The sequence below is a fragment of the Picosynechococcus sp. PCC 7002 genome (assembly GCF_963860125.1).
Lineage (GTDB): Bacteria > Cyanobacteriota > Cyanobacteriia > Cyanobacteriales > MRBY01 > MRBY01.
Genome location: NZ_CAWLFA010000006.1, coordinates 40,705 through 61,238, shown reverse-complemented (window position 1 = coordinate 61,238; position 20,534 = coordinate 40,705). Strand labels below are relative to the sequence as shown.

General features: G+C 44.9%; 12 protein-coding genes and 1 CRISPR repeat array (1 of these 13 running past the window's edge). All 12 genes read left to right on the top strand.

Annotated elements, in window-relative coordinates; genetic code table 11:
- Positions 1-6,711: direct repeats of the CRISPR family, unit length 36 nt; unit sequence GTTTCTCTTCACCTGAGAAGCAAATAGATTGGAAAC (it extends 61 nt beyond the left edge of the window).
- 73 nt (positions 6,712-6,784) lie between these two features.
- The 12 genes from AACQ84_RS15185 (at position 6,785) to AACQ84_RS15130 (ending at position 20,470) form a co-directional block, all read left to right on the top strand.
- Positions 6,785-7,015: a hypothetical protein gene (locus tag AACQ84_RS15185; protein ID WP_012308595.1), complete on the top strand. Its 231-nt coding sequence runs from the start codon at positions 6,785-6,787 to the stop codon at positions 7,013-7,015.
- 357 nt (positions 7,016-7,372) lie between these two features.
- Positions 7,373-7,708 carry a hypothetical protein gene (locus tag AACQ84_RS15180; protein WP_156785486.1) on the top strand — a complete coding sequence of 112 codons (336 nt, stop codon included), beginning with the start codon at positions 7,373-7,375 and terminating at the stop codon, positions 7,706-7,708.
- 72 nt (positions 7,709-7,780) lie between these two features.
- A complete protein-coding gene (locus AACQ84_RS15175) occupies positions 7,781-8,482 on the top strand; it encodes a hypothetical protein (RefSeq protein WP_012308593.1) in 702 nt (233 codons plus the stop codon).
- A gap of 2 nt (positions 8,483-8,484) precedes the next feature.
- On the top strand, positions 8,485-8,709 hold the full coding sequence (locus tag AACQ84_RS15170; protein WP_012308592.1) for a hypothetical protein: 225 nt from the start codon (positions 8,485-8,487) through the stop codon (positions 8,707-8,709).
- Positions 8,706-9,044: a hypothetical protein gene (locus tag AACQ84_RS15165; RefSeq protein WP_012308591.1), complete on the top strand. Its 339-nt coding sequence runs from the start codon at positions 8,706-8,708 to the stop codon at positions 9,042-9,044. The genes AACQ84_RS15170 and AACQ84_RS15165 overlap by 4 nt, the downstream gene beginning before the upstream one ends.
- A 296-nt stretch (positions 9,045-9,340) precedes the next feature.
- On the top strand, positions 9,341-12,292 hold the full coding sequence (gene cas10 / locus AACQ84_RS15160) for a type III-B CRISPR-associated protein Cas10/Cmr2 (RefSeq protein ID WP_012308590.1): 2,952 nt from the start codon (positions 9,341-9,343) through the stop codon (positions 12,290-12,292).
- Between the two features lie 12 nt (positions 12,293-12,304).
- A complete protein-coding gene (locus tag AACQ84_RS15155; protein WP_012308589.1) occupies positions 12,305-13,411 on the top strand; it encodes a type III-B CRISPR module-associated Cmr3 family protein in 1,107 nt (368 codons plus the stop codon).
- Between the two features lie 62 nt (positions 13,412-13,473).
- Positions 13,474-14,271 carry a type III-B CRISPR module RAMP protein Cmr4 gene (gene cmr4 / locus AACQ84_RS15150; RefSeq protein ID WP_012308588.1) on the top strand — a complete coding sequence of 266 codons (798 nt, stop codon included), beginning with the start codon at positions 13,474-13,476 and terminating at the stop codon, positions 14,269-14,271.
- Positions 14,272-14,320: 49 nt separating this feature from the next.
- The gene (locus AACQ84_RS15145) at positions 14,321-14,716 is read left to right on the top strand and encodes a hypothetical protein (protein ID WP_012308587.1); all 396 of its coding nucleotides are present in this window, start codon (positions 14,321-14,323) and stop codon (positions 14,714-14,716) included.
- 19 nt (positions 14,717-14,735) lie between these two features.
- A complete protein-coding gene (locus AACQ84_RS15140; RefSeq protein ID WP_012308586.1) occupies positions 14,736-16,682 on the top strand; it encodes an RAMP superfamily CRISPR-associated protein in 1,947 nt (648 codons plus the stop codon).
- Positions 16,683-16,874: 192 nt separating this feature from the next.
- Complete coding sequence (locus AACQ84_RS15135; protein WP_012308585.1) at positions 16,875-18,341, top strand: tetratricopeptide repeat protein; 1,467 nt, start codon at positions 16,875-16,877, stop codon at positions 18,339-18,341.
- Positions 18,342-18,409: 68 nt separating this feature from the next.
- The gene (locus AACQ84_RS15130) at positions 18,410-20,470 is read left to right on the top strand and encodes a WYL domain-containing protein (RefSeq protein WP_012308584.1); all 2,061 of its coding nucleotides are present in this window, start codon (positions 18,410-18,412) and stop codon (positions 20,468-20,470) included.
- The last annotated feature ends 64 nt before the right edge of the window (positions 20,471-20,534 follow it).

Below are 20,534 nucleotides of genomic sequence, written 5' to 3'. Positions count from 1 at the left end.
ACGAAGAGTGCTAAGTTTCTCTTCACCTGAGAAGCAAATAGATTGGAAACTGATTCTGTATATCCCAATCAGCTTTATCCAACTCAGACGTTTCTCTTCACCTGAGAAGCAAATAGATTGGAAACTATGGGCTCACGCCCTGCCAGTTCACATGTTAGCCGAAGTTTCTCTTCACCTGAGAAGCAAATAGATTGGAAACTCGATTTGGAGAATAACCCAGTCTCCAATCTTCTTGACGAGTTTCTCTTCACCTGAGAAGCAAATAGATTGGAAACAAAAGGGCTATCTCAATTGATAGCCCTTTTAGATTAGCAGTTTCTCTTCACCTGAGAAGCAAATAGATTGGAAACAAGAGTGACATCAACTAAACCATTAGTTAGATCAAACATGTGTTTCTCTTCACCTGAGAAGCAAATAGATTGGAAACTGCCTTGACTTCACTGAGATAGTGCTCCAGTTCAGGTAGAAGTTTCTCTTCACCTGAGAAGCAAATAGATTGGAAACATTGAACAAGACGCGGAAATGATTGTCGGGTTCTATCGGGTTTCTCTTCACCTGAGAAGCAAATAGATTGGAAACTTGAGACGATTTTAAATCGTAATTGTACAGGGTGTTTATATGTTTCTCTTCACCTGAGAAGCAAATAGATTGGAAACGGCTCTTAAGGGCACTGCTAACATTCAAGGTATGCGCTTTGAGTTTCTCTTCACCTGAGAAGCAAATAGATTGGAAACCCTCTAAGCGATTTATATTCCTTTGCAGTGGGTTTATTGTTTCTCTTCACCTGAGAAGCAAATAGATTGGAAACATACTGAGGAGCAGCAGCAATTGTCTGCGCAACAGTTGAAGGTTTCTCTTCACCTGAGAAGCAAATAGATTGGAAACTCGCCCTGGGGTAAAGGAGAAGAACTTCCCAGAGTGTTTCTCTTCACCTGAGAAGCAAATAGATTGGAAACGAATATAAAGGCCGCTGCTCTCTTTTGATTGTTTCAAAAGTTTCTCTTCACCTGAGAAGCAAATAGATTGGAAACGCTGTCTCAAAACAGCGTGCTGTAGTGCGGGGCTTAACGCAGTTGGTTTCTCTTCACCTGAGAAGCAAATAGATTGGAAACTTTTGTTGCTTCGTAGTCATTTTGGTTTTCCTGTAAATGTGGTTTCTCTTCACCTGAGAAGCAAATAGATTGGAAACTTCTCTCATATCTGAGGGCACGTCCTCAGTTTGAATTAAGTTTCTCTTCACCTGAGAAGCAAATAGATTGGAAACATGATCAGAATAGCCTTCTTTGAGAACTCCTTGAGGGTGTTTCTCTTCACCTGAGAAGCAAATAGATTGGAAACCCGACAGGGTGGGGAGAGTCGGATTAGGAAAAGTGGGTTAGTTTCTCTTCACCTGAGAAGCAAATAGATTGGAAACAATAATCAAATAAACCTGTGCTAACAATCAATGGAACCGTTTCTCTTCACCTGAGAAGCAAATAGATTGGAAACCCCAAGCACGATCAAAATCGACACAAATGTTAGACATAGTTTCTCTTCACCTGAGAAGCAAATAGATTGGAAACTAGATCCTCTAGTGTGGGCTGCTTCTAACGAAGGTGACAATGAGTTTCTCTTCACCTGAGAAGCAAATAGATTGGAAACTCTTCTCTAGTGATAACGTTAGACATAATTTTAAGCCTGTTTCTCTTCACCTGAGAAGCAAATAGATTGGAAACGTAGTAGATTTCTTGGAAACAGACAACGCTTTCACTCAATGGTTTCTCTTCACCTGAGAAGCAAATAGATTGGAAACTATCTCTAATCTATTTGCTACCGCTCCCCTCACTGCTGAGTTTCTCTTCACCTGAGAAGCAAATAGATTGGAAACAATGAAGCCAAATAAGCTTCATTTAATCCTAAAACGGAGTATTGTTTCTCTTCACCTGAGAAGCAAATAGATTGGAAACAGTTTCTTTAGACCCCCCTGCATAATGCAGTCCCCATTGGACGTTTCTCTTCACCTGAGAAGCAAATAGATTGGAAACTTTAGATTCTAACAATCACTTCTGCAACACAATTATCTTGAATAAAGTTTCTCTTCACCTGAGAAGCAAATAGATTGGAAACCTTACCTTTCTTGAGGATAGGCTTACGGCTATAAGGTTGTTTCTCTTCACCTGAGAAGCAAATAGATTGGAAACTATTCCCAAGGTATCAGATCTAGAATCCATTCCCCTGTTTCTCTTCACCTGAGAAGCAAATAGATTGGAAACCATCTATCTCTTTTTCTATAGGTTGTACGTCAACCTCAATCCGTTTCTCTTCACCTGAGAAGCAAATAGATTGGAAACTGGAGGTAGTATGAGTCCGTCTAAAAGCCGAAAGGCGTTTCTCTTCACCTGAGAAGCAAATAGATTGGAAACTTCGCCTCTAGCGAAGACTAGGTAACCGTAGCTACCGTAGTCGTTTCTCTTCACCTGAGAAGCAAATAGATTGGAAACTTGAAGGCAGCTGTAGAACACTTCACCCCCGTCTTCGGGGGTTTCTCTTCACCTGAGAAGCAAATAGATTGGAAACTTGGAGGTTGTAACACCTCCTCCTCAATAAAGATCTGTTTCTCTTCACCTGAGAAGCAAATAGATTGGAAACTCCAAATACTTGAGAAAGCCAAAAGCCCCTAGAACTTTTTTGTTTCTCTTCACCTGAGAAGCAAATAGATTGGAAACTTGCGGCTCATGGGCTTACGGGTCATCTCTTTGTAGAGGGAAAGTTTCTCTTCACCTGAGAAGCAAATAGATTGGAAACGCACACATTTCTGCGGCTTTCTTCTTAAAAGAAGTAGGAGAAGTTTCTCTTCACCTGAGAAGCAAATAGATTGGAAACTTTACCCATGATAACTTCACCAACACGGGTGGCTTTCTTGAGGTTTCTCTTCACCTGAGAAGCAAATAGATTGGAAACGACTTTGACATCCAAAGACGTCGGATCCCACTTACGGTCAGTTTCTCTTCACCTGAGAAGCAAATAGATTGGAAACGCCTCAATAGCCGCGACGTCTTCCCAATTACACATCAAGTTTCTCTTCACCTGAGAAGCAAATAGATTGGAAACGGCAGCACCCTCGACACATTACAGGATTAAAAATCGTTTCTCTTCACCTGAGAAGCAAATAGATTGGAAACAACAGGTCGTTTTCCGTCGCCGTCTACAAAGTTGAGGTAGGTTTCTCTTCACCTGAGAAGCAAATAGATTGGAAACTCAGCCTTAAGACGAAGAGTTACATCAACTAAACCATTAATTGTTTCTCTTCACCTGAGAAGCAAATAGATTGGAAACTGGCCGTCGGGGCGCGTGGCGAGCCAGAACAGCGAGATCGACGGCGCCGCGTCGAGCGCCAGCGCGTGCTCGGTTTCTCTTCACCTGAGAAGCAAATAGATTGGAAACAACGTATTCTTCCTCCAGCCCATTGATTTGGCTGAACCTGTTTCTCTTCACCTGAGAAGCAAATAGATTGGAAACACGCAGCTCAGCATTTAGGTAATTGCTATTTACATAAATGTACGTTTCTCTTCACCTGAGAAGCAAATAGATTGGAAACAGTCATCACATGTCATTAGATGACTTAATTCATAGTAGAGTTTCTCTTCACCTGAGAAGCAAATAGATTGGAAACGCCTCAATAGCCGCGACGTCTTCCCAATTACACATCAAGTTTCTCTTCACCTGAGAAGCAAATAGATTGGAAACGGCAGCACCCTCGACACATTACAGGATTAAAAATCGTTTCTCTTCACCTGAGAAGCAAATAGATTGGAAACAACAGGTCGTTTTCCGTCGCCGTCTACAAAAGTTGAGGTAGGTTTCTCTTCACCTGAGAAGCAAATAGATTGGAAACTCAGCCTTAAGACGAAGAGTTACATCAACTAAACCATTAATTGTTTCTCTTCACCTGAGAAGCAAATAGATTGGAAACTGGCCGTCGGGGCGCGTGGCGAGCCAGAACAGCGAGATCGACGGCGCCGCGTCGAGCGCCAGCGCGTGCTCGGTTTCTCTTCACCTGAGAAGCAAATAGATTGGAAACAACGTATTCTTCCTCCAGCCCATTGATTTGGCTGAACCTGTTTCTCTTCACCTGAGAAGCAAATAGATTGGAAACACGCAGCTCAGCATTTAGGTAATTGCTATTTACATAAATGTACGTTTCTCTTCACCTGAGAAGCAAATAGATTGGAAACGCAGTAGTTACTTGGTCAAACTGTACCAAAGAATCAACCGGTTTCTCTTCACCTGAGAAGCAAATAGATTGGAAACTAGAAGTGAATAAATTAGAGATAAAACCGAACATAAGTTTCTCTTCACCTGAGAAGCAAATAGATTGGAAACAGGTTGGCCAATACGGACTTGTTACGGCGTTTCACTTGAAGTTTCTCTTCACCTGAGAAGCAAATAGATTGGAAACAAGAGCACAGCGCACGCAATTCACGCACTGTCATTGCGCTGTAATCAAGTTTCTCTTCACCTGAGAAGCAAATAGATTGGAAACCCTTTTGAGCTGTATAGTCGTATCGAACCAATCCTTTACCCGGTTTCTCTTCACCTGAGAAGCAAATAGATTGGAAACTACGGGAATTGACCTACCCGTACTGAAGAGACAGGTCATTGTTTCTCTTCACCTGAGAAGCAAATAGATTGGAAACCTCCCTGAGGAAAAACTATTCATTGCCCGTAAGAATGCTAATGCGGTTTCTCTTCACCTGAGAAGCAAATAGATTGGAAACTCTAACTGATCGGCAGTTAGCTCATATTGAGACCAATGTTTCTCTTCACCTGAGAAGCAAATAGATTGGAAACAACTCCTCTAGTTCTGGTTCGGGTTCCCGTTCAGCGACGTTTCTCTTCACCTGAGAAGCAAATAGATTGGAAACAACTCCTCTAGTTCTGGTTCGGGTTCCCGTTCAGCGACGTTTCTCTTCACCTGAGAAGCAAATAGATTGGAAACCTCCAAACAAGATTCCCTACCTTAACAACCAGGGTGGAAGTTTCTCTTCACCTGAGAAGCAAATAGATTGGAAACCTCCAAACAAGATTCCCTACCTTAACAACCAGGGTGGAAGTTTCTCTTCACCTGAGAAGCAAATAGATTGGAAACGTTGGTAAGGCAGACGCAACCCTGCCTATCATTAGCTATTGTTTCTCTTCACCTGAGAAGCAAATAGATTGGAAACAGTAGCTGTAATCATATATAAATACTTGACTAACACGATGTTTCTCTTCACCTGAGAAGCAAATAGATTGGAAACGCCGCTAATAAGTGGGGGGGACTCCAACAATTCCAGTTTCTCTTCACCTGAGAAGCAAATAGATTGGAAACTAAGTTTACCAGACGCAATACTGCGTCAATGGTGAACAAAGTTTCTCTTCACCTGAGAAGCAAATAGATTGGAAACTTGGCATGGGCCTTTAGTTGTCTCACCAAGAGCTTACGCAACTGTGGTTTCTCTTCACCTGAGAAGCAAATAGATTGGAAACCCACTTTAGTCCCTTGCGTGAGGTTCTAGCTAATCTGTTTCTCTTCACCTGAGAAGCAAATAGATTGGAAACCACTTCGTCAAAGGTGAATTGCCACAGGCGTGCCCGTAAGTTTCTCTTCACCTGAGAAGCAAATAGATTGGAAACTCTTTGGTGGTCCTATTGGAGTTGACTCTGATATTGTTTCGTTTCTCTTCACCTGAGAAGCAAATAGATTGGAAACCCTTGTACAAAGGCGTGAACATACTTTTTCTCTTCTCTCAGTTTCTCTTCACCTGAGAAGCAAATAGATTGGAAACACTCAATTCTTTATAGAATTTTTCTGATTGTGACTGAAAAAAGTTTCTCTTCACCTGAGAAGCAAATAGATTGGAAACGATTCTAGAAAATTCTTTAACCGTAGGGTCATCTTTACAAGTTTCTCTTCACCTGAGAAGCAAATAGATTGGAAACTTAACAGAAAGTAATTCATCAAGATATTCAGCCATTTCTTGTGTTTCTCTTCACCTGAGAAGCAAATAGATTGGAAACATAGTTCCATAGAAAGTCTATATGATCTACAATCTCTGGTTTCTCTTCACCTGAGAAGCAAATAGATTGGAAACTCTTTTGATAGTCATCGGGTCCAAAGCGGACTTCTGCAGTAGTTTCTCTTCACCTGAGAAGCAAATAGATTGGAAACCTCCTTACTAAACTCAGGGAAGTTTTTCTCCTTCACCGTTTCTCTTCACCTGAGAAGCAAATAGATTGGAAACAACTTGTTGAGGAAGCTCAACGCTTTAACAATAAAGTTTCTCTTCACCTGAGAAGCAAATAGATTGGAAACGGTTCAATAGCTGATCATAGGATCGATAACCCATAGCACTCATGTTTCTCTTCACCTGAGAAGCAAATAGATTGGAAACTTGGTGTAAGTCACCAAGAACTCAGCAGTAAACCAGTTTCTCTTCACCTGAGAAGCAAATAGATTGGAAACTTAAAATAGATGTTGATTTGCTTTTAATAGATCCTTATGTTTCTCTTCACCTGAGAAGCAAATAGATTGGAAACTGTTACTCGCCAACAAAGCTCAAGAGAAGCCCTCTAAGTTTCTCTTCACCTGAGAAGCAAATAGATTGGAAACCAATAAGGAGTTTGCTGGTGTTCTCTCAATCCCTGTCTCTGCTTGTTTCTCTTCACCTGAGAAGCAAATAGATTGGAAAATAATGGATATGGCGTAGCCAACTAATCTTTAGGCGCGCCATTTTTTTTCAGCAAAGCCATTCAAAATTAATCAATGATTAAAAATCTCTTTCGTTTTTTTGCCGCTTCTTCCTTCGGGCTGACACTCTTTTTTTGCTACTGGACGTACCGCGATTACGTCGAACTGGTTAAGGCAGTGGAGGCCAATCAACCCCAAGCCGAACTGCGCCACCGGATTAACGTCGGTTTCGATGGTACTTGGGCGCTCATGTGTGCCATGACCATGGTCTATAGCATTGGGAAATTAGGCGATCGCCAACCCTAAGCTTGGCTGCTGGAATGGTTCTTGGGGGCAAAATTCAAAAGGCGATCGCCCCTTAGATTGTTTTGCACCACAAATCAACAAAAAGAAAATAATTTTAGTCCCCCCAGAATTCGGCTTTATTGCTGATTAGCTAGAGTTTTGGGGTTTTGCATTAGATATTGGCTTTTGATAGTTTTCCCCGGAGCCTTTCCCTAGGATAAAGATACAGTCAGCAATTCGTCAGCATTCCAGTTGCCCTTGCCGCCGACCACATCAAGTATCCCCAGAGAACAGTCCCCATGGTTGAAACCTAGAAAAAACCCATCTATCTCCCCGGTTATGCCGCCGTGGAACAACCCTTTGGCATCGATCCCCCCAATGTTCACTGTCCCATGCTGTGGCCAAGCCACCTTTACGATCACATCAGATAGCCACAACATGACGCCCTGTGACCATTTGGCCCTGATTTACGTCGGTTCCGTGGGTGAATATGTTTACCAATCTCCCACTTTCCAAGAACGAACTGCTTCCCTGGGGGTGCCAGACCAACCCTTTAAAGAATTTCCGCAGTACCTCAACCAAGCCGGTTATGACAATCAGTTATTGCTGTTAGAGATTACCTATGGGGGGATGGCCTGTGGCCCCATCTGGTACACCGACATCTATGGCTACGACTACAGCATGATTGGCAAGGAAACTGCTGAGACAGCCTGACTCCCCTGGGCGGCTTGGATACCCAAATTGTAAATTGTTGTCCCTTTTGGGGTGAGAGAGTATCAACCGACTATGTACGAAATTGAACCCGTTGCCCGCGTGTTATCAGAAACGACCCTCTATGACACTCTCCCTGTCTTTTCACGGGCCCAGGGCCTGCTGACCCATCAGCTAAATTTTTCAACCCTCAATGAAGAGTTCGTAATTCAACGCATTATCAACAATTACCAGGAGAAGAAAGCCCAGGAACAATCCCTCTGGCGTTGGGGGGGTGCCCTTGTGGGACTCTGTTTAGGACTTGGGGATGGCTTACAGATTGGCGACATGGTTGGGTCTGCCATTGGTGCCAGTATGGGCAACCTTGTGAGTAACGAATTGAATTTGGGCGATGAAGCAAAACTGCGGGAACTAAATCTGGAATGGGTGAATACCCCTGAATCTTATATTTATCATCGGCGGCGACATCGGGGTGATGCCCTGCGGCGACTATTACTAATTTTGCCCCATCCTAATACTGGCCGACCCTGCGCGAGTTTTGGGGTGCAGTTTCCCGATGGCTATGTGGCCCACCTTGGGATTATGCGTAACTTTGATCAGCCTCTTTTTTCAATGGCTGGGAGTGGCTTTGATACCGACTGGGTTCACGAAAAACAAACTTTGGGGATGATTCCCACTGATATTGGCATGAGCTTGCCAGTAGAACTTTGGCGTAGTCAACGCCAAGACAGTTTGATCGCGATTCCCTACCGAGTTCCTCACCATTGTTTGTACTAAAAATGGAACATAACAATCCTTTAGCCAGTAAACCGACCCTCAACACCATCGAGGATAACCGTTGGCAAATATTCCAGAGTGATGCCCGTCGTCGTCGCCTCATTGCCTTCGGTGGGACAACGGTGGCGATCGCCACCGGCATGTATTTCCAGAGCGTCTGGATTTTCCTCGCCGGGGAAGCGGGTCTCTGGTTAGCCCTCAGAACTTGGAGAGTATTAAAAAAATGACCTGGCACTATGATGATCTCCCCCCGGAGGAACAAGCTTACCTTGACCAAAGATTCACGGCCCATGGCCTCGATTCTGAGCTAGCCTATGATTATCTGATCCCCGATGCGGTTAAAACCCAAGGGCCTGATGCGGTTGAAATTTTTATGCGCCAAAAGGACATCTCCCACATTTATCCCCAGAGTGATTATCTAGAATTGGCTGATCAATTAAATAATGTTTTTTTAGAAGATCCGGATCTCAATGCCGCCCGGGGCGATCGCCTGGCTACACCCGATGAAGTATGGGCTGCCCATCAAGATAATTTAGCCGACGCCTGGGAGCTGTTTGGTTAACTACATAGGAGATTTTTAGCAGTATCGCGTCTAGCCTTTGGTAAAGCTTGGTCAAATTATGTAACCCAAAAGCCAATATTTTTAATAAAGCTTCATTACGGGCTTGAATATATTGAAAATAAACACTTTAACCTCTGTAATGCCCGCAATATTAAGAATTAATAATGAATAAATGACTTGTTTTTAAAATAACAATTAGCTAAAACAATAATATTGTCTTTTTAAAACTTCCCAAAATTTTTTTCCGAAAATCGCAACACAACGCCCCCTAGACCTATACGAGGAGATTTAAACGAGTGGCAGGTAAAGCATATTGGCAAGCAAAAATTTGGGGTCTACTCCATGATCCCGCCCTCAAAGCACTCTATGGGAATCCGGGGCGTGGCGAAGAAGGGTTATGGAAAAAGCTTGCTTGTATGGAAGGCTGGGCTTCTCCGAAATCGAGCGAGGAAAAACAAGCATCTGAGCTTAGTGGCACATGGTTAGATCATGTCGGCTTATGTGATCTCATTTCTTCAGCCAGCGATCGCGGCATTATCCACTACATCGGCACAGCCGTAGACTACGGTGCAGAAGGTCTAGAGTTATCGCACCTCCTATCTGGGGAGAAATTGCCCCTCCGACTCCAAAACCACGCTGAAATCCTTGGGCAGAGCAGCAGAAAAACTTACCTAGAACAGACTGAAGCCGATCTCATTGATCAAATGCCCGCCGAAATTCGTGACGATCCTGAAGCTGCCCAGGCTTGTTTCTGGTGGCTATGGCGCTGTTTACCCCAAGCTGTCGCTGATGAATTTGGCGCAGCAAGTTTTCTAATGCCCGCCGAAACTCGCTTACCTGACGGTTCGATCTGGAGTCATGCCAGTATGACTGCTGCCTTAGCCGGAGCCTTAGCGGGATACGATACCGAGTTAGACGATATCCCAAAAGGTGGTCAAAATACCCCGAAATCTCACCCTTATCTGGCGGTGTTTACCTTTAGTCCCGTCCAGGAACTCATTAAAGCCAGTCGTAAAATGAAGGACTTTTGGGCGGGGTCATGGATTTTGCATTATCTTTCTGCGAAAGTCTGCTGGCGATTGGCCCACAAATACGGCGCAGATTGTTTTCTCTATCCCAGTCTTTATGGACAACCGCTAATTGATCATTGGCTATTGCAAAAACATTCAGAATTTGAGGACTGGATCCAGCCACCAGATGACCGTCAACTGCTCACTGCCGGATTTCCCAACGTCATCATGTTGGTGTTACCGGAAGCCCAAGTAGCTGCAGCAATGCAATCAGCAAAGAATTTCTTACTTGATGCATGGCGCGAAATTGCGAAGGAAGTCCTCGCAGAATTACAAGGCGATCGCCATTGGCAAACAAACCTGAGCGATACAGATCCCAGTTGGAAAGGCTGGCTCGATGCCCAATGGCAAACCTATTGGAGTGCGGTGGCGATCGGTGATAAAAATAGCAGCTTTAAGAGTGTTGGGATTCCTACCCAGACTTCAGACAAAAAGGCTGATCTCGAAAAATGGATCGAACAACAAAATAAAGCCTTTAATGGCAAGCTTTTCACAGATACTGAACGGGACTTTTTTGAGAAAGCGACAGCAAAATTTACCGAACAACGCAACCGTAATTATGCAGGCAGCTTAAACGCAGGCTCATGGTGGGCAGATATTTGTGGGCAGACTCGTCTCGCCCTCAATACCGTTAAAAATGCCCGTAACTGGAAACTGCCGACCGCTTTTGGCACCCGCTCTACGATCTCTGGTTTAGGGCCTGTCGTCCATCCCCAAGGCAATGGCCAACATCGTGATTGGCTCACTGAGGGAGAGGCGCAACATTATTGGCAACGGGATGCAGGCTTGTTTGATGGGATCGAGCAACTCAACGCCACTGAAACTGTTAAGCGCGGTTTAGAAAAAGTTTTACCCAAACTATTGGATCGAGATCCGACCGAATTAAAGGCTTATTATCCTGATTTAACCGTCGGCGTTGCGGGTTACCTCAAAACCCAAAGTGAGAAAAATGGAGAAGCTTTAAATCAATATCAAGATGCTTGTCGTGCGATTAGGACAAAAATTACGGCAGACCACCATGAAATCGCGAATTTTGTCCGGCAAGAGTGGGGCATTCCATGGATTGATGAGACTCATGATCCGTTATTTGAGAATTTGCCCCATCCAAGACTATTAAATGCAGGCTGGCTTGTGGAGGAGTTAGAAAACCTCGATAAGGAAGCTCAAAAAGTTTATCGTCAGGATCTACAGAACGAAATTCAGAAATTCTATCCCCAAAATAATCCCGCCAGTTGGTATGCGATCGCCGCTGGAGATGGCGATGGGATGAGCGATTGGTTGAAGGGAACAAAGATGGAAGCCTACAAAGAATATTTCCCCAAAGCTCTCAATGTTCCTAATGATTTAAAAAAAAGCTTTGACAAATTTAGCGACGAAGCAAAACGGATGGGCCCCGCCACCCACAATGCCCTAAGCCGTGCCCTCCTCGACTTTTCTAATAAACTTGCCCCCTACCTCACTGAAGAACGCTATGCCGGACGCTTGATTTACAGCGGCGGTGATGATGTCCTGGCTTATACAAATCTATGGGAATGGGATCAGTGGCTTTGGGATATCCGCCAAGCTTTTCGAGGAGATAAAGACGATTGTGGTGAATTTAATAATCAAGGTCATTACTGGCAAGCCGATCGGTTTGATCGCCCTCTTTTTACCATGGGCAAGAATGCAACTATTAGTTTTGGTTTAGTCATTGCCCATCATTCTGTTCCCTTGGCGATCGCCCTCGAAAATCTCTGGGAAGCAGAAGAAGGAGCTAAAGATCATGAATATGAAGATTTCGCCCTAGAAGGTAAGGAGAGAAAGAAAAAGAAAGATGCGGTGCAGTTGCGGGTGATCTATGGCAATGGCAATATCCTCAAAGCAACCTGTAAATTCGATACTTTCCGAGCGTGGCAACAACTCTTAGAAATCACAGGTCTGGAAGCTTCAACCTTTGAAACGGCGGCAACCCTTTTAGAACAGCATCCTATTCCGACTTCAGTGGCGATCGCCCCATGGGTCAGTGCTTTTGTGGAGCGGCGTAGCAACCTTAACGAAGAACAAAAAATCGGCTTGCAAAAATATTTAGCTCACTTTTTGCAAGAACTGTGGAATACGACCAACGCAGATGACTGGGATAAAGAATCCAAAAACTGGCTCAAAGCCGCAGCCTTTAATCTTCGTACTCGCAAAGTTTAATCGGTAATCATTATGTATTGGTACACCCTCACTCTCCTCGATATTCTGCTCCTCCGCGATGCTAAACCCTTTACTCCTGGTGAACGGGCCTGGGCTGGTAGCATCTTCCCACCCAATGGCCATACCCTTGCCGGGGCAATCCGTAGCCTCTTACCCCAAGGTCAAAAATTAAGTCTGATCGGGAGTTTATTCAGTTACAAAGAAACGCTGTATTTCCCCCGACCCCTCGGTTTTGTGGGTAGTAAACCCCTCTATCCTCTCAGTTGGCATTCGGAACGGAGTTCCCTAAACACTCAAATGCTCTGGGATAAATCCCAACCCGCTCCCCTGTCTACTCTGGAGCCGCCTCCATCAGAAAACGAACAGAAGGAAACAGAAAAACAATATCGTTCTTGGCTGCCTGCTACTGTCATCGAAACTTATTTAAAAACGGGAAACATTACCGATGATGCTTGGTTACGAGATGAAACTATCGAGGGGGAAAAACAACCCTGGGAAGTGGAGAGTCGCCCCCATAATTCTATTGAATCTGGCACGCGTCAGGTCAAGGATGCGGATGGTTATTTCGTGGAAAATGGCATTCGCTTGAAAAAGGGCTGGAGTTTGGCGATCGCCCTCGATGATACAACCCATAATCATTTGCAAACTCTATCTCAACCTTTAACTGTGCGCCTCGGTGGAGAAGGACATCGAGTCATTCTCCAACATTCCCCTAAACTCGATCAACAATGGCAAACCATACACAATACTTCTGAGCAGAATTTACAGAAAAAGGGAAAGGCGATCGCCTATTTGATCACTCCCGGTATTTTTGAGCGACCCCAAGGTAAACAATCTGTTTGTCGTCCTTACCCCTGGGAATGGAAACTCAGCCATAACGAAGATGGACAGTTTGTGAGCCTTGCCACCGAAAAAGCCATCCCGATTAGTCCCCGCATTCAACTAGAGAAAAATGGCAAAAAAAGTAGTATTCCCGCCCCCCAAGTTTTTGCCTCTCCCCCCGGCACTCTCTATTACCTAGAAGAACCTGAAGAACCCGATCACAAGCGTACCCAAAACAATCAAGCCCTCGGCTATTCCCACCTTCTTTGGGTAAATGTTCCAACGATGCAAGCTTAAGCACTCCCTGCTCCTTATCGAGCCACCAATAGATTGACCGTAAACTTTCCCAACCGACACTGATGAATATTCAATATCTTTATCTCCTCGCTCCCCTCCACACTGGCGGCACAACCCAAGAAGGGAATCTCCTCGGTATTGCCCGTGAATCCCATACTAACTTTCCCTATATTCCCTCTAGTACGATTCGTGGACGATTACGAGCCAGTTCACCTCCAACACAACGCGATCAGCTTTTTGGTAATGAGTTAAATGATGGGCAAACATCCGATGGGTCTGACAACTTAACCCAAGGTCAAATCTGGATTGGGGATGGGTCTTTACTCTGGATACCGATTCCTTCCCTCAGCCATGGGGTGATTTGGGTTAGCTGTCCGTTGCTCCTCAACCGCTATGCTCGGTTCAGTGGACATACAGGGGCTGTGCAAGAGTATTCTTGCAATTTCCTCAAGGCCGGTGAAAAAATCTATCTGAAGGATGCTATCTTCAATCCGCAAGATTTAACTGATTTTGGGGCTTGGCAAAACTTTGTCCCCCAAAGCCATCAGCAGGAAATTACCCGGGTTCTCGTACTTCCAGATCAACACTGCGCCACGGTCATTCAAATGGGACTCTGGCGACAGGTCAAAATCAAACTCGATGAACACAAAACAGTCGATGGTGGTTTTCGTTATGAAGAAGCGATTCCCCCCGATAGCCTCATGTATTTTCCCTGGGGCATCACGGCCCAGACCCATAGCAACGACGCTGATCAGGCCAGCCAAGAGTTTCGGGATCTACTCACAGACACAGATCACGAGCTGTTGCAGATCGGTGGTCAGGAAAGTCTCGGACGGGGCTTTGTTCAGAGTTTTCAGTAATTTCACATCATCATTTTGACAAAATACAAAAATTTAGCAGGAAATAATAATGCGAACTTTTGACCCACGCACCCTAAATAAGGAAGCTTTTGAAGCGCTCCAATCTTTACGCGATCGCCCAAATCAGAGTGACGCCCATCTCAAGGAGCAAAAAAATCAGGCGATGGAACTTTACACCTATCTTTCTACTTGGGGCATGATGCGCCTTAAGGCAGAGGAAAAAGCCCTCAGTCAGGAGGGGAAAAAACAAGTGGTGCAAGCTTTTTTCCAACGGCTAGAGGGTTTGTCTGGAGTAAAAAATCTCGCAGGCGATCGCGGTTTACAAACCTTAGTGGCCCTTTCTGCAGATGAATATTTAGGCTTAACAGGTCTAGGAATCGAACTGGCCAATGAGTTCGGTTTTTGGGCAAATGCCGTCTATGCAGACATCAAAGGCGCACAGTAATTCACTGAGAAATTTCACTATGGTATACAACAGACCGCAGCCACCTCGTCCCCGTCCTAACCAAAATCGTCCTCGTCCCCAAAGAAATAACCAAGGTTGTAGCGATCGCAATAATCCTCCGCCACGTAATCGAGGTGGTCACGGCGGCAGTGGCGGGAACAATAATCGTCCTCCATCTCCCTGGCTAGATCCAGACAACGAACCCACTCCAGATCGATCCGCCTCTTTTGTAGAATATTTGCGCTGGATGCGTCCTGCGGATCATAAATACAAAGATGCCACAAAAACTCAAATTCTCCAGTTAGCGACGGAGAAGACTAATTATGATCCTTACTTGAGAAGCCGGAATCAACGGATAAAACTGATTGCGGGTAATGCCAATGTCTTTGAGGTGGTCTGTCCTTGGCGAATTCGAGTCGGGGGACACCGTGGCCCAGAGAGTATTCTTTTGCCAGCTTTTGATGCCCAAGGAATCCCCTATATTCCCTCTTCCACATTGCGGGGAGTGGCGAGAACCCAAGCGATCCGTGAGGTAATGGCCAACAAAAACTGTCACTGGGCAGACGCTGAAAAAGATTCCCTCATCGTCCGGCATTTTGGAGCTCTGGATGCGGAAGGGGCGGATAAAGCCGGAAAAATCGTTTTTTTGGATGCCTACCCCGTTGCCGATCGGTGCCAGGTTGAGATAGACATGGCCAATAATATCTGGAGTTGGGCAGGAAATGACCTCAACTATTCTCCCAACCCGAACCCTTTTCTCTCCCTGAAGGAAACAACTTTTCTGATTGGTCTCAGGCTCATCTCTGGGGAAACCAATCAGCAACTGCTTCAACAGGTCAAGAATTGGCTGATTGCGGGTCTGGCGAATGGAGCTGGTTCCCAGGTAAACACGGGCTATGGGCAACTGGTCACCAAAGCTTTAGCGAAGTCAGACCAGGAATTTCTGAGGGTGAAGTTTGCCTTAGAAGGTCAGCTTATCCATGGTTATCAAAAACCAGGTCAGTGGCAATGGAATGATCGGCGTAATGAGTGGCAAGCGCGGGGCAGCAATCAAGCGGAAGTTAGACCAACTGCTTTTAAGTCGATGTTGCGTTATTGGTTCCGGGTGTTTGCTCTTGGGGTTATGGCTCCGAAGCTGGCTCAAGATTGGGAAGGGAAAATCTTTGGGGCTATTTCTCCAACTCAATCCCATGGTTATTTGCGGGTGAATATCATCGAGGGCAAAGTGACCCAAAGAGAAGCACGATCCTCCCATCAGGGTAGAAATGATCCCTGCGGTGAAATGGAGGGTATGGTGACTTTTTCTTGGTCGCCGGAAGCGCCCCAAAATCGTGGGTCTGCAGAAAAACTGGTGAAAAATTTGGCTTGGCTGATGTTTAATTTGGGTGGCTTAGGTCAGGGAGCAAGGCGGCCTTGTTATTCCAGAAAAAATAGTGCTAGCCAGCGGGCTCCTTGGTGGCGGGGTTCAACGTTTTATCTGGAGTCAGATCCTTGGCACGATCCCGAAAATCTTTCACCGAAGGAATATGCCAGTTTGTTTAAGCGGCGACTCAGAGATTTTTACACGGCTTTAGGAGAGGTGACCCAGGGGCAAGTTATGCCTGAACGACTCCAAACTTGCGGCATGGTGAACGTTTCTACTTGGCAGGAGGCGGCTGATGTGAATTGTTGCATTGTGGTGGCGAGGGGTGAAGAAGATTTTGGGAAACCTTTTGCTCTGGCGCAACTGCATCACCAACGTTTTAAGGTCCAGGGTCGTAATGGTTTGGACTATGACGGTAATCTGTGCGGCCAGGTTGGCGGTCGCGGTGGGGTAAAGCCTTCACCAGTCTGGATTGCGGATGTGGGAGATGATTATCAGGTTGTCACCATTTTTGGGGCGACAGCTGCACCGCGACAGGATTATCTTCAAGCACTCCGAGATGCTGGAGCGATCCAGGTGTTTCCACTAGGAGGGAGGGGCTAGAGAATGCGACTGATCAGGAAAATGCCTGAAAGAGTAATGTTTCCGTTGAAACCCGCGACTGCTCATGTGGCAAAAATTTCTCTTTACCTGGAAAGTGAATAAATTAGCAAAATAATTATTTGGGATGTGTGATGAAAACATCCCTATTTTTTTAAATTAAGAACTAAGCGATATTACAGAAAATCAAAATTAATGAAAAAATACTTGGTGATTACGATTGGTACAAGAGATTTGATGTTCCGAGCTAATGACAACATCTGGTATAACGTAGGGAATGATCGCCAAAAAGATGACATCATCAGCGAACAAAACCAAGTCACCGCCAGCTTGGGCCTAGACTGGGAAGAATATAAGTCTTTTCGGAAACTGAGCCATTACCTCTGGGAAAACTATGTAACCTATGGCGATCGGCTACTGCCCGCCATTTGGGGACAACTGCTCACCGACCTAAAACCAGATCTTGAGACCATTTATCTCATCGGTACCAACCAACCCCAAGCCCTACCCCGACATCAAGAAAAAGATACCCTCTATGCTGCCGAGATTTTAAGAGCTTACTGTGAAAACCAAGGACTTGCCGCTGAAGTGATTTCGCTAGGCAGTGACAAGATCAACCCCACCGACTTCGACCAAATGCTGCAGTGGTGGCAACAGACTTTGACAGAAACAATCAAGGTAGGCGATCGGCCTGTGGTCCTCTGCCTTAAGGGAGGAATTGGCCAAACCGCCGAAGCCGGACGCATTGCTGCCCTGGGTACCTATGGCGAACAAGTGGCCTTCTATGACGCTATCGAAAAACCAGAACTCAACCGACAGGGCATCCCTTCCCCTTACATTGGGCCAAGCCTGGGCACCAACTACCTTTGGAGTCGCGTCCAGAAACAAGCCTTAGCACTCCTCCAGAGTCATAGCTACACCGCCGCCGAAGCTCTATTGCGTCCCTATTTCAAACAAGATCCCCAAGGCTGGTCTGCAACCCCCAATCTCCTCAAAGGGGCGATCGCCTGGAACCAAGGACAATTTCAGGCCTTTGTTAAACTCGCAGAATCCGCCCTAGACCGAAACCAAATCAAACAAACAGAAACCTATTGGTGGCAAGCCTACGAACAAGCCTATACCGCTGTGGTACGCCTAAAGCAAAACAACACCACTGAAGCTATGCAGCACAGTTTTCGTGCCGTAGAAGGGTTACTCTATGAATGGCTGCAAGCAAAACTAAGCAAGCATCTCGCCGTAGCTCACAGTGACGGATATCTGTTAATCAAATGCTCCATCCTTGAAGAATATCCAGCCTTGCGATCGCTATTTATCCATAATGCAAGAACAATCCAAGCCCGATTACACGTTTTGGCCGAACTCGTTGCTCAGGTTCAGCCAGCAACTTTTAATAGTGAAGCATTTCGCGCATGGAACAACAGAAAAGCAAGCACTACACGCAACGAAGTTTCCCATAAATTAGGCGGTATTTCCGAACAAAAATTATTCCAATCCTGGGGACATGATTTACGCACTATCCAAGACTGGGAAAAGCGCATTTTAGATTGTCTGAACCAAATTACAGGAAAGTCTTTCTATGGATTCCAGAATGCCAGTCTGTTCCCTGTGGTGCAATATCAAATTCAAACAGCAATTAGAAATTATAGTCCCACATTAAGATAAAAAATAAACCTACATAGCGAAAATTAAATTATTATCTACATTCTTCTTTGAGAAATCAAATAAAAATCGTGTTTATTTTAATCGGCGCACCAGCATCTGGTAAATCATATATTGCTGCATGCATTCTTCGTGAAAATCCAGATTATGGACTGATATCCACTGATAACTTACGTTACCAGCTATTTAATGACGAAGCTATCCAAGGAGATTGGAGTTTAATTGAAAAAGAAATCTTTAATCAAATCACAGAAGGATTAAAAAATAATCAAAATATTATTTACGATGCCACCAATGCCAAACGAGCATGGCGTCTTTCATTTATCCAAAAACTGAGAAAAGCCCTAGGCCAGGATATAGAGATTATCGGCTGGCATCTGAAGACTCCTTTAGCAGTCTGTAAAACTTGGAATAGTGAGCGTTCCCGACAAGTCCCAGAAGAAGTGATTGAAGAATATTACTTAGCCCTCAAACAATTTCCTCCCATTGCTGCAGAAGGATTTACCGCCGTTTACGATGTGCCCTACAAAGACGGAGCATTAGATCTGAGTGTCTTTGAAAAAAAATTAAGTCAACTCAGCAAAACCCAAATCAATCGAAGTAACCGTACTAAACACCGGAAAGTGGAATACCATCAATATTCTCGCCTACTAGACTTTGAGCGGTTAATGTACCTGATTAGTCTACTGATTCAATATCCAGGTCTTGGTAACCTCCAGCAGACCGACCCAGAATTATTGCAGGAGATTTTAGGAGAAACCGAAACATTTACTCAAGCCGCCGAAGAGATTGCCGCTGTCCTTAGTCATACCCAACACTCAATTTATGCAGATATTCCCGCGCTCCAAAAAAATTTAACATGGCTGACCGATAATCACATCATCGGCCAGATTGAGATCAACAGTGATTTACAACTAGACACTATTGAACTAGCGGAAAACGAGCATACCCATCCTTACTCAGACCGCGAACCATTCACTCGCCTAATCAATACCATTCGCTTTATTGTCAATAATCCCTTCCTTTACGATTCGACACAGGGCAGCCTAGGAACCCTAGTAGAAGCAATGGAGAGCCAAAATATTGTCCATTTTGGGTCGTCTAGCAGTATTCGCAAAGATTTTGAAAAAATCCTTAAATCCTATGGCATCTTACCCAAACGACCCATGAAAAAAGGCTACTATATTGGTACAGGCATCCTATCAGAGAATGACTTGCTTGAGGTTTATCAGTTACTCCAAGCCCAAGTGCAAAGCCTAGAAGATCCCCTAGCCATAGAACTTTATCAACGGTTCCAAGAGCGTCTGGGCAATCTAGGACAGTTACCCCGAAGTCCCTACCCAGTGCGGGCAATCCATAATCGTAGCATCGTAGACTTAACCCAATTAGCGTCTACTGCCCTACCTGCCAGAATCCAAGACGTAGAACGAGCCATTATTACAGGCAGAGCCTTGGAACTAAGCCGAATGCCCAATGGTGGACGCTTCGCAAATACCCCAAACCCAGAGGGTATATTTATCGCCTATCCCATCCAAATTGTCTTCCATGACATTGCTTGGTATTTAGGATTTGAAATCCTCGAAGGAGAACAAACCGGTCTCTTGTCCTTTGAACGCATCGATCGCCTCCGACTGGTGCGAGAACTACCCCAACACCGTTCTCAAGCAGAACAGAACTTAGCCCTAGAAAAACTAACAAAGTTGATTCAGAGTAGCGGCAGTATTTTCATTGGGAACCGCGTCGCTGACCAAAAAAAGTACCTGAGCAAAGAAAAAGGCATCAAGAAAACCGTCGAAATTAAACTTGAGCTGCTGTGCACAGAGCCTATCTTTCGTTTTATTAGCGAAGGAAATCAACGTTTCCCGAAAAGTCAGATGAAAATGTCGCGTCGCATTAGCGGCCCCTCTGCTAACCGAACCCAATCACCTTATACTCTGCCAGCCTCAACTGATAAAACACATCCCCACCGATTTCAGGTCACCTTACCCAAGTGGGCCTTGCATGACATTAATTTACTACGTTGGATTGTGGGCTTTGGCGAACAAGTGAAGGTAGTAAACCCCCCAGAACTAGTTGAGATTATCAAAAAGCATGGAGAAGGAATCGTTAAAACCTATGAAATAACAGCGTAAATTCGTCGTTCGCATTAAACTACCTGACAGCTTATTTTTCCACCCCTACACTGCAAAGAGTCGA

Bases quoted from the DNA above. Each gene is read 5' to 3' on its own strand.
- AACQ84_RS15185 (WP_012308595.1), top strand. From the start codon at position 6,785: ATGATTAAAAATCTCTTTCGTTTTTTTGCCGCTTCTTCCTTCGGGCTG.
- AACQ84_RS15180 (WP_156785486.1), top strand. From the start codon at position 7,373: ATGTTCACTGTCCCATGCTGTGGCCAAGCCACCTTTACGATCACATCA.
- AACQ84_RS15175 (WP_012308593.1), top strand. From the start codon at position 7,781: ATGTACGAAATTGAACCCGTTGCCCGCGTGTTATCAGAAACGACCCTC.
- AACQ84_RS15170 (WP_012308592.1), top strand. From the start codon at position 8,485: ATGGAACATAACAATCCTTTAGCCAGTAAACCGACCCTCAACACCATC.
- AACQ84_RS15165 (WP_012308591.1), top strand. From the start codon at position 8,706: ATGACCTGGCACTATGATGATCTCCCCCCGGAGGAACAAGCTTACCTT.
- AACQ84_RS15155 (WP_012308589.1), top strand. From the start codon at position 12,305: ATGTATTGGTACACCCTCACTCTCCTCGATATTCTGCTCCTCCGCGAT.
- cmr4 (WP_012308588.1), top strand. From the start codon at position 13,474: ATGAATATTCAATATCTTTATCTCCTCGCTCCCCTCCACACTGGCGGC.
- AACQ84_RS15145 (WP_012308587.1), top strand. From the start codon at position 14,321: ATGCGAACTTTTGACCCACGCACCCTAAATAAGGAAGCTTTTGAAGCG.
- AACQ84_RS15140 (WP_012308586.1), top strand. From the start codon at position 14,736: ATGGTATACAACAGACCGCAGCCACCTCGTCCCCGTCCTAACCAAAAT.
- AACQ84_RS15135 (WP_012308585.1), top strand. From the start codon at position 16,875: ATGAAAAAATACTTGGTGATTACGATTGGTACAAGAGATTTGATGTTC.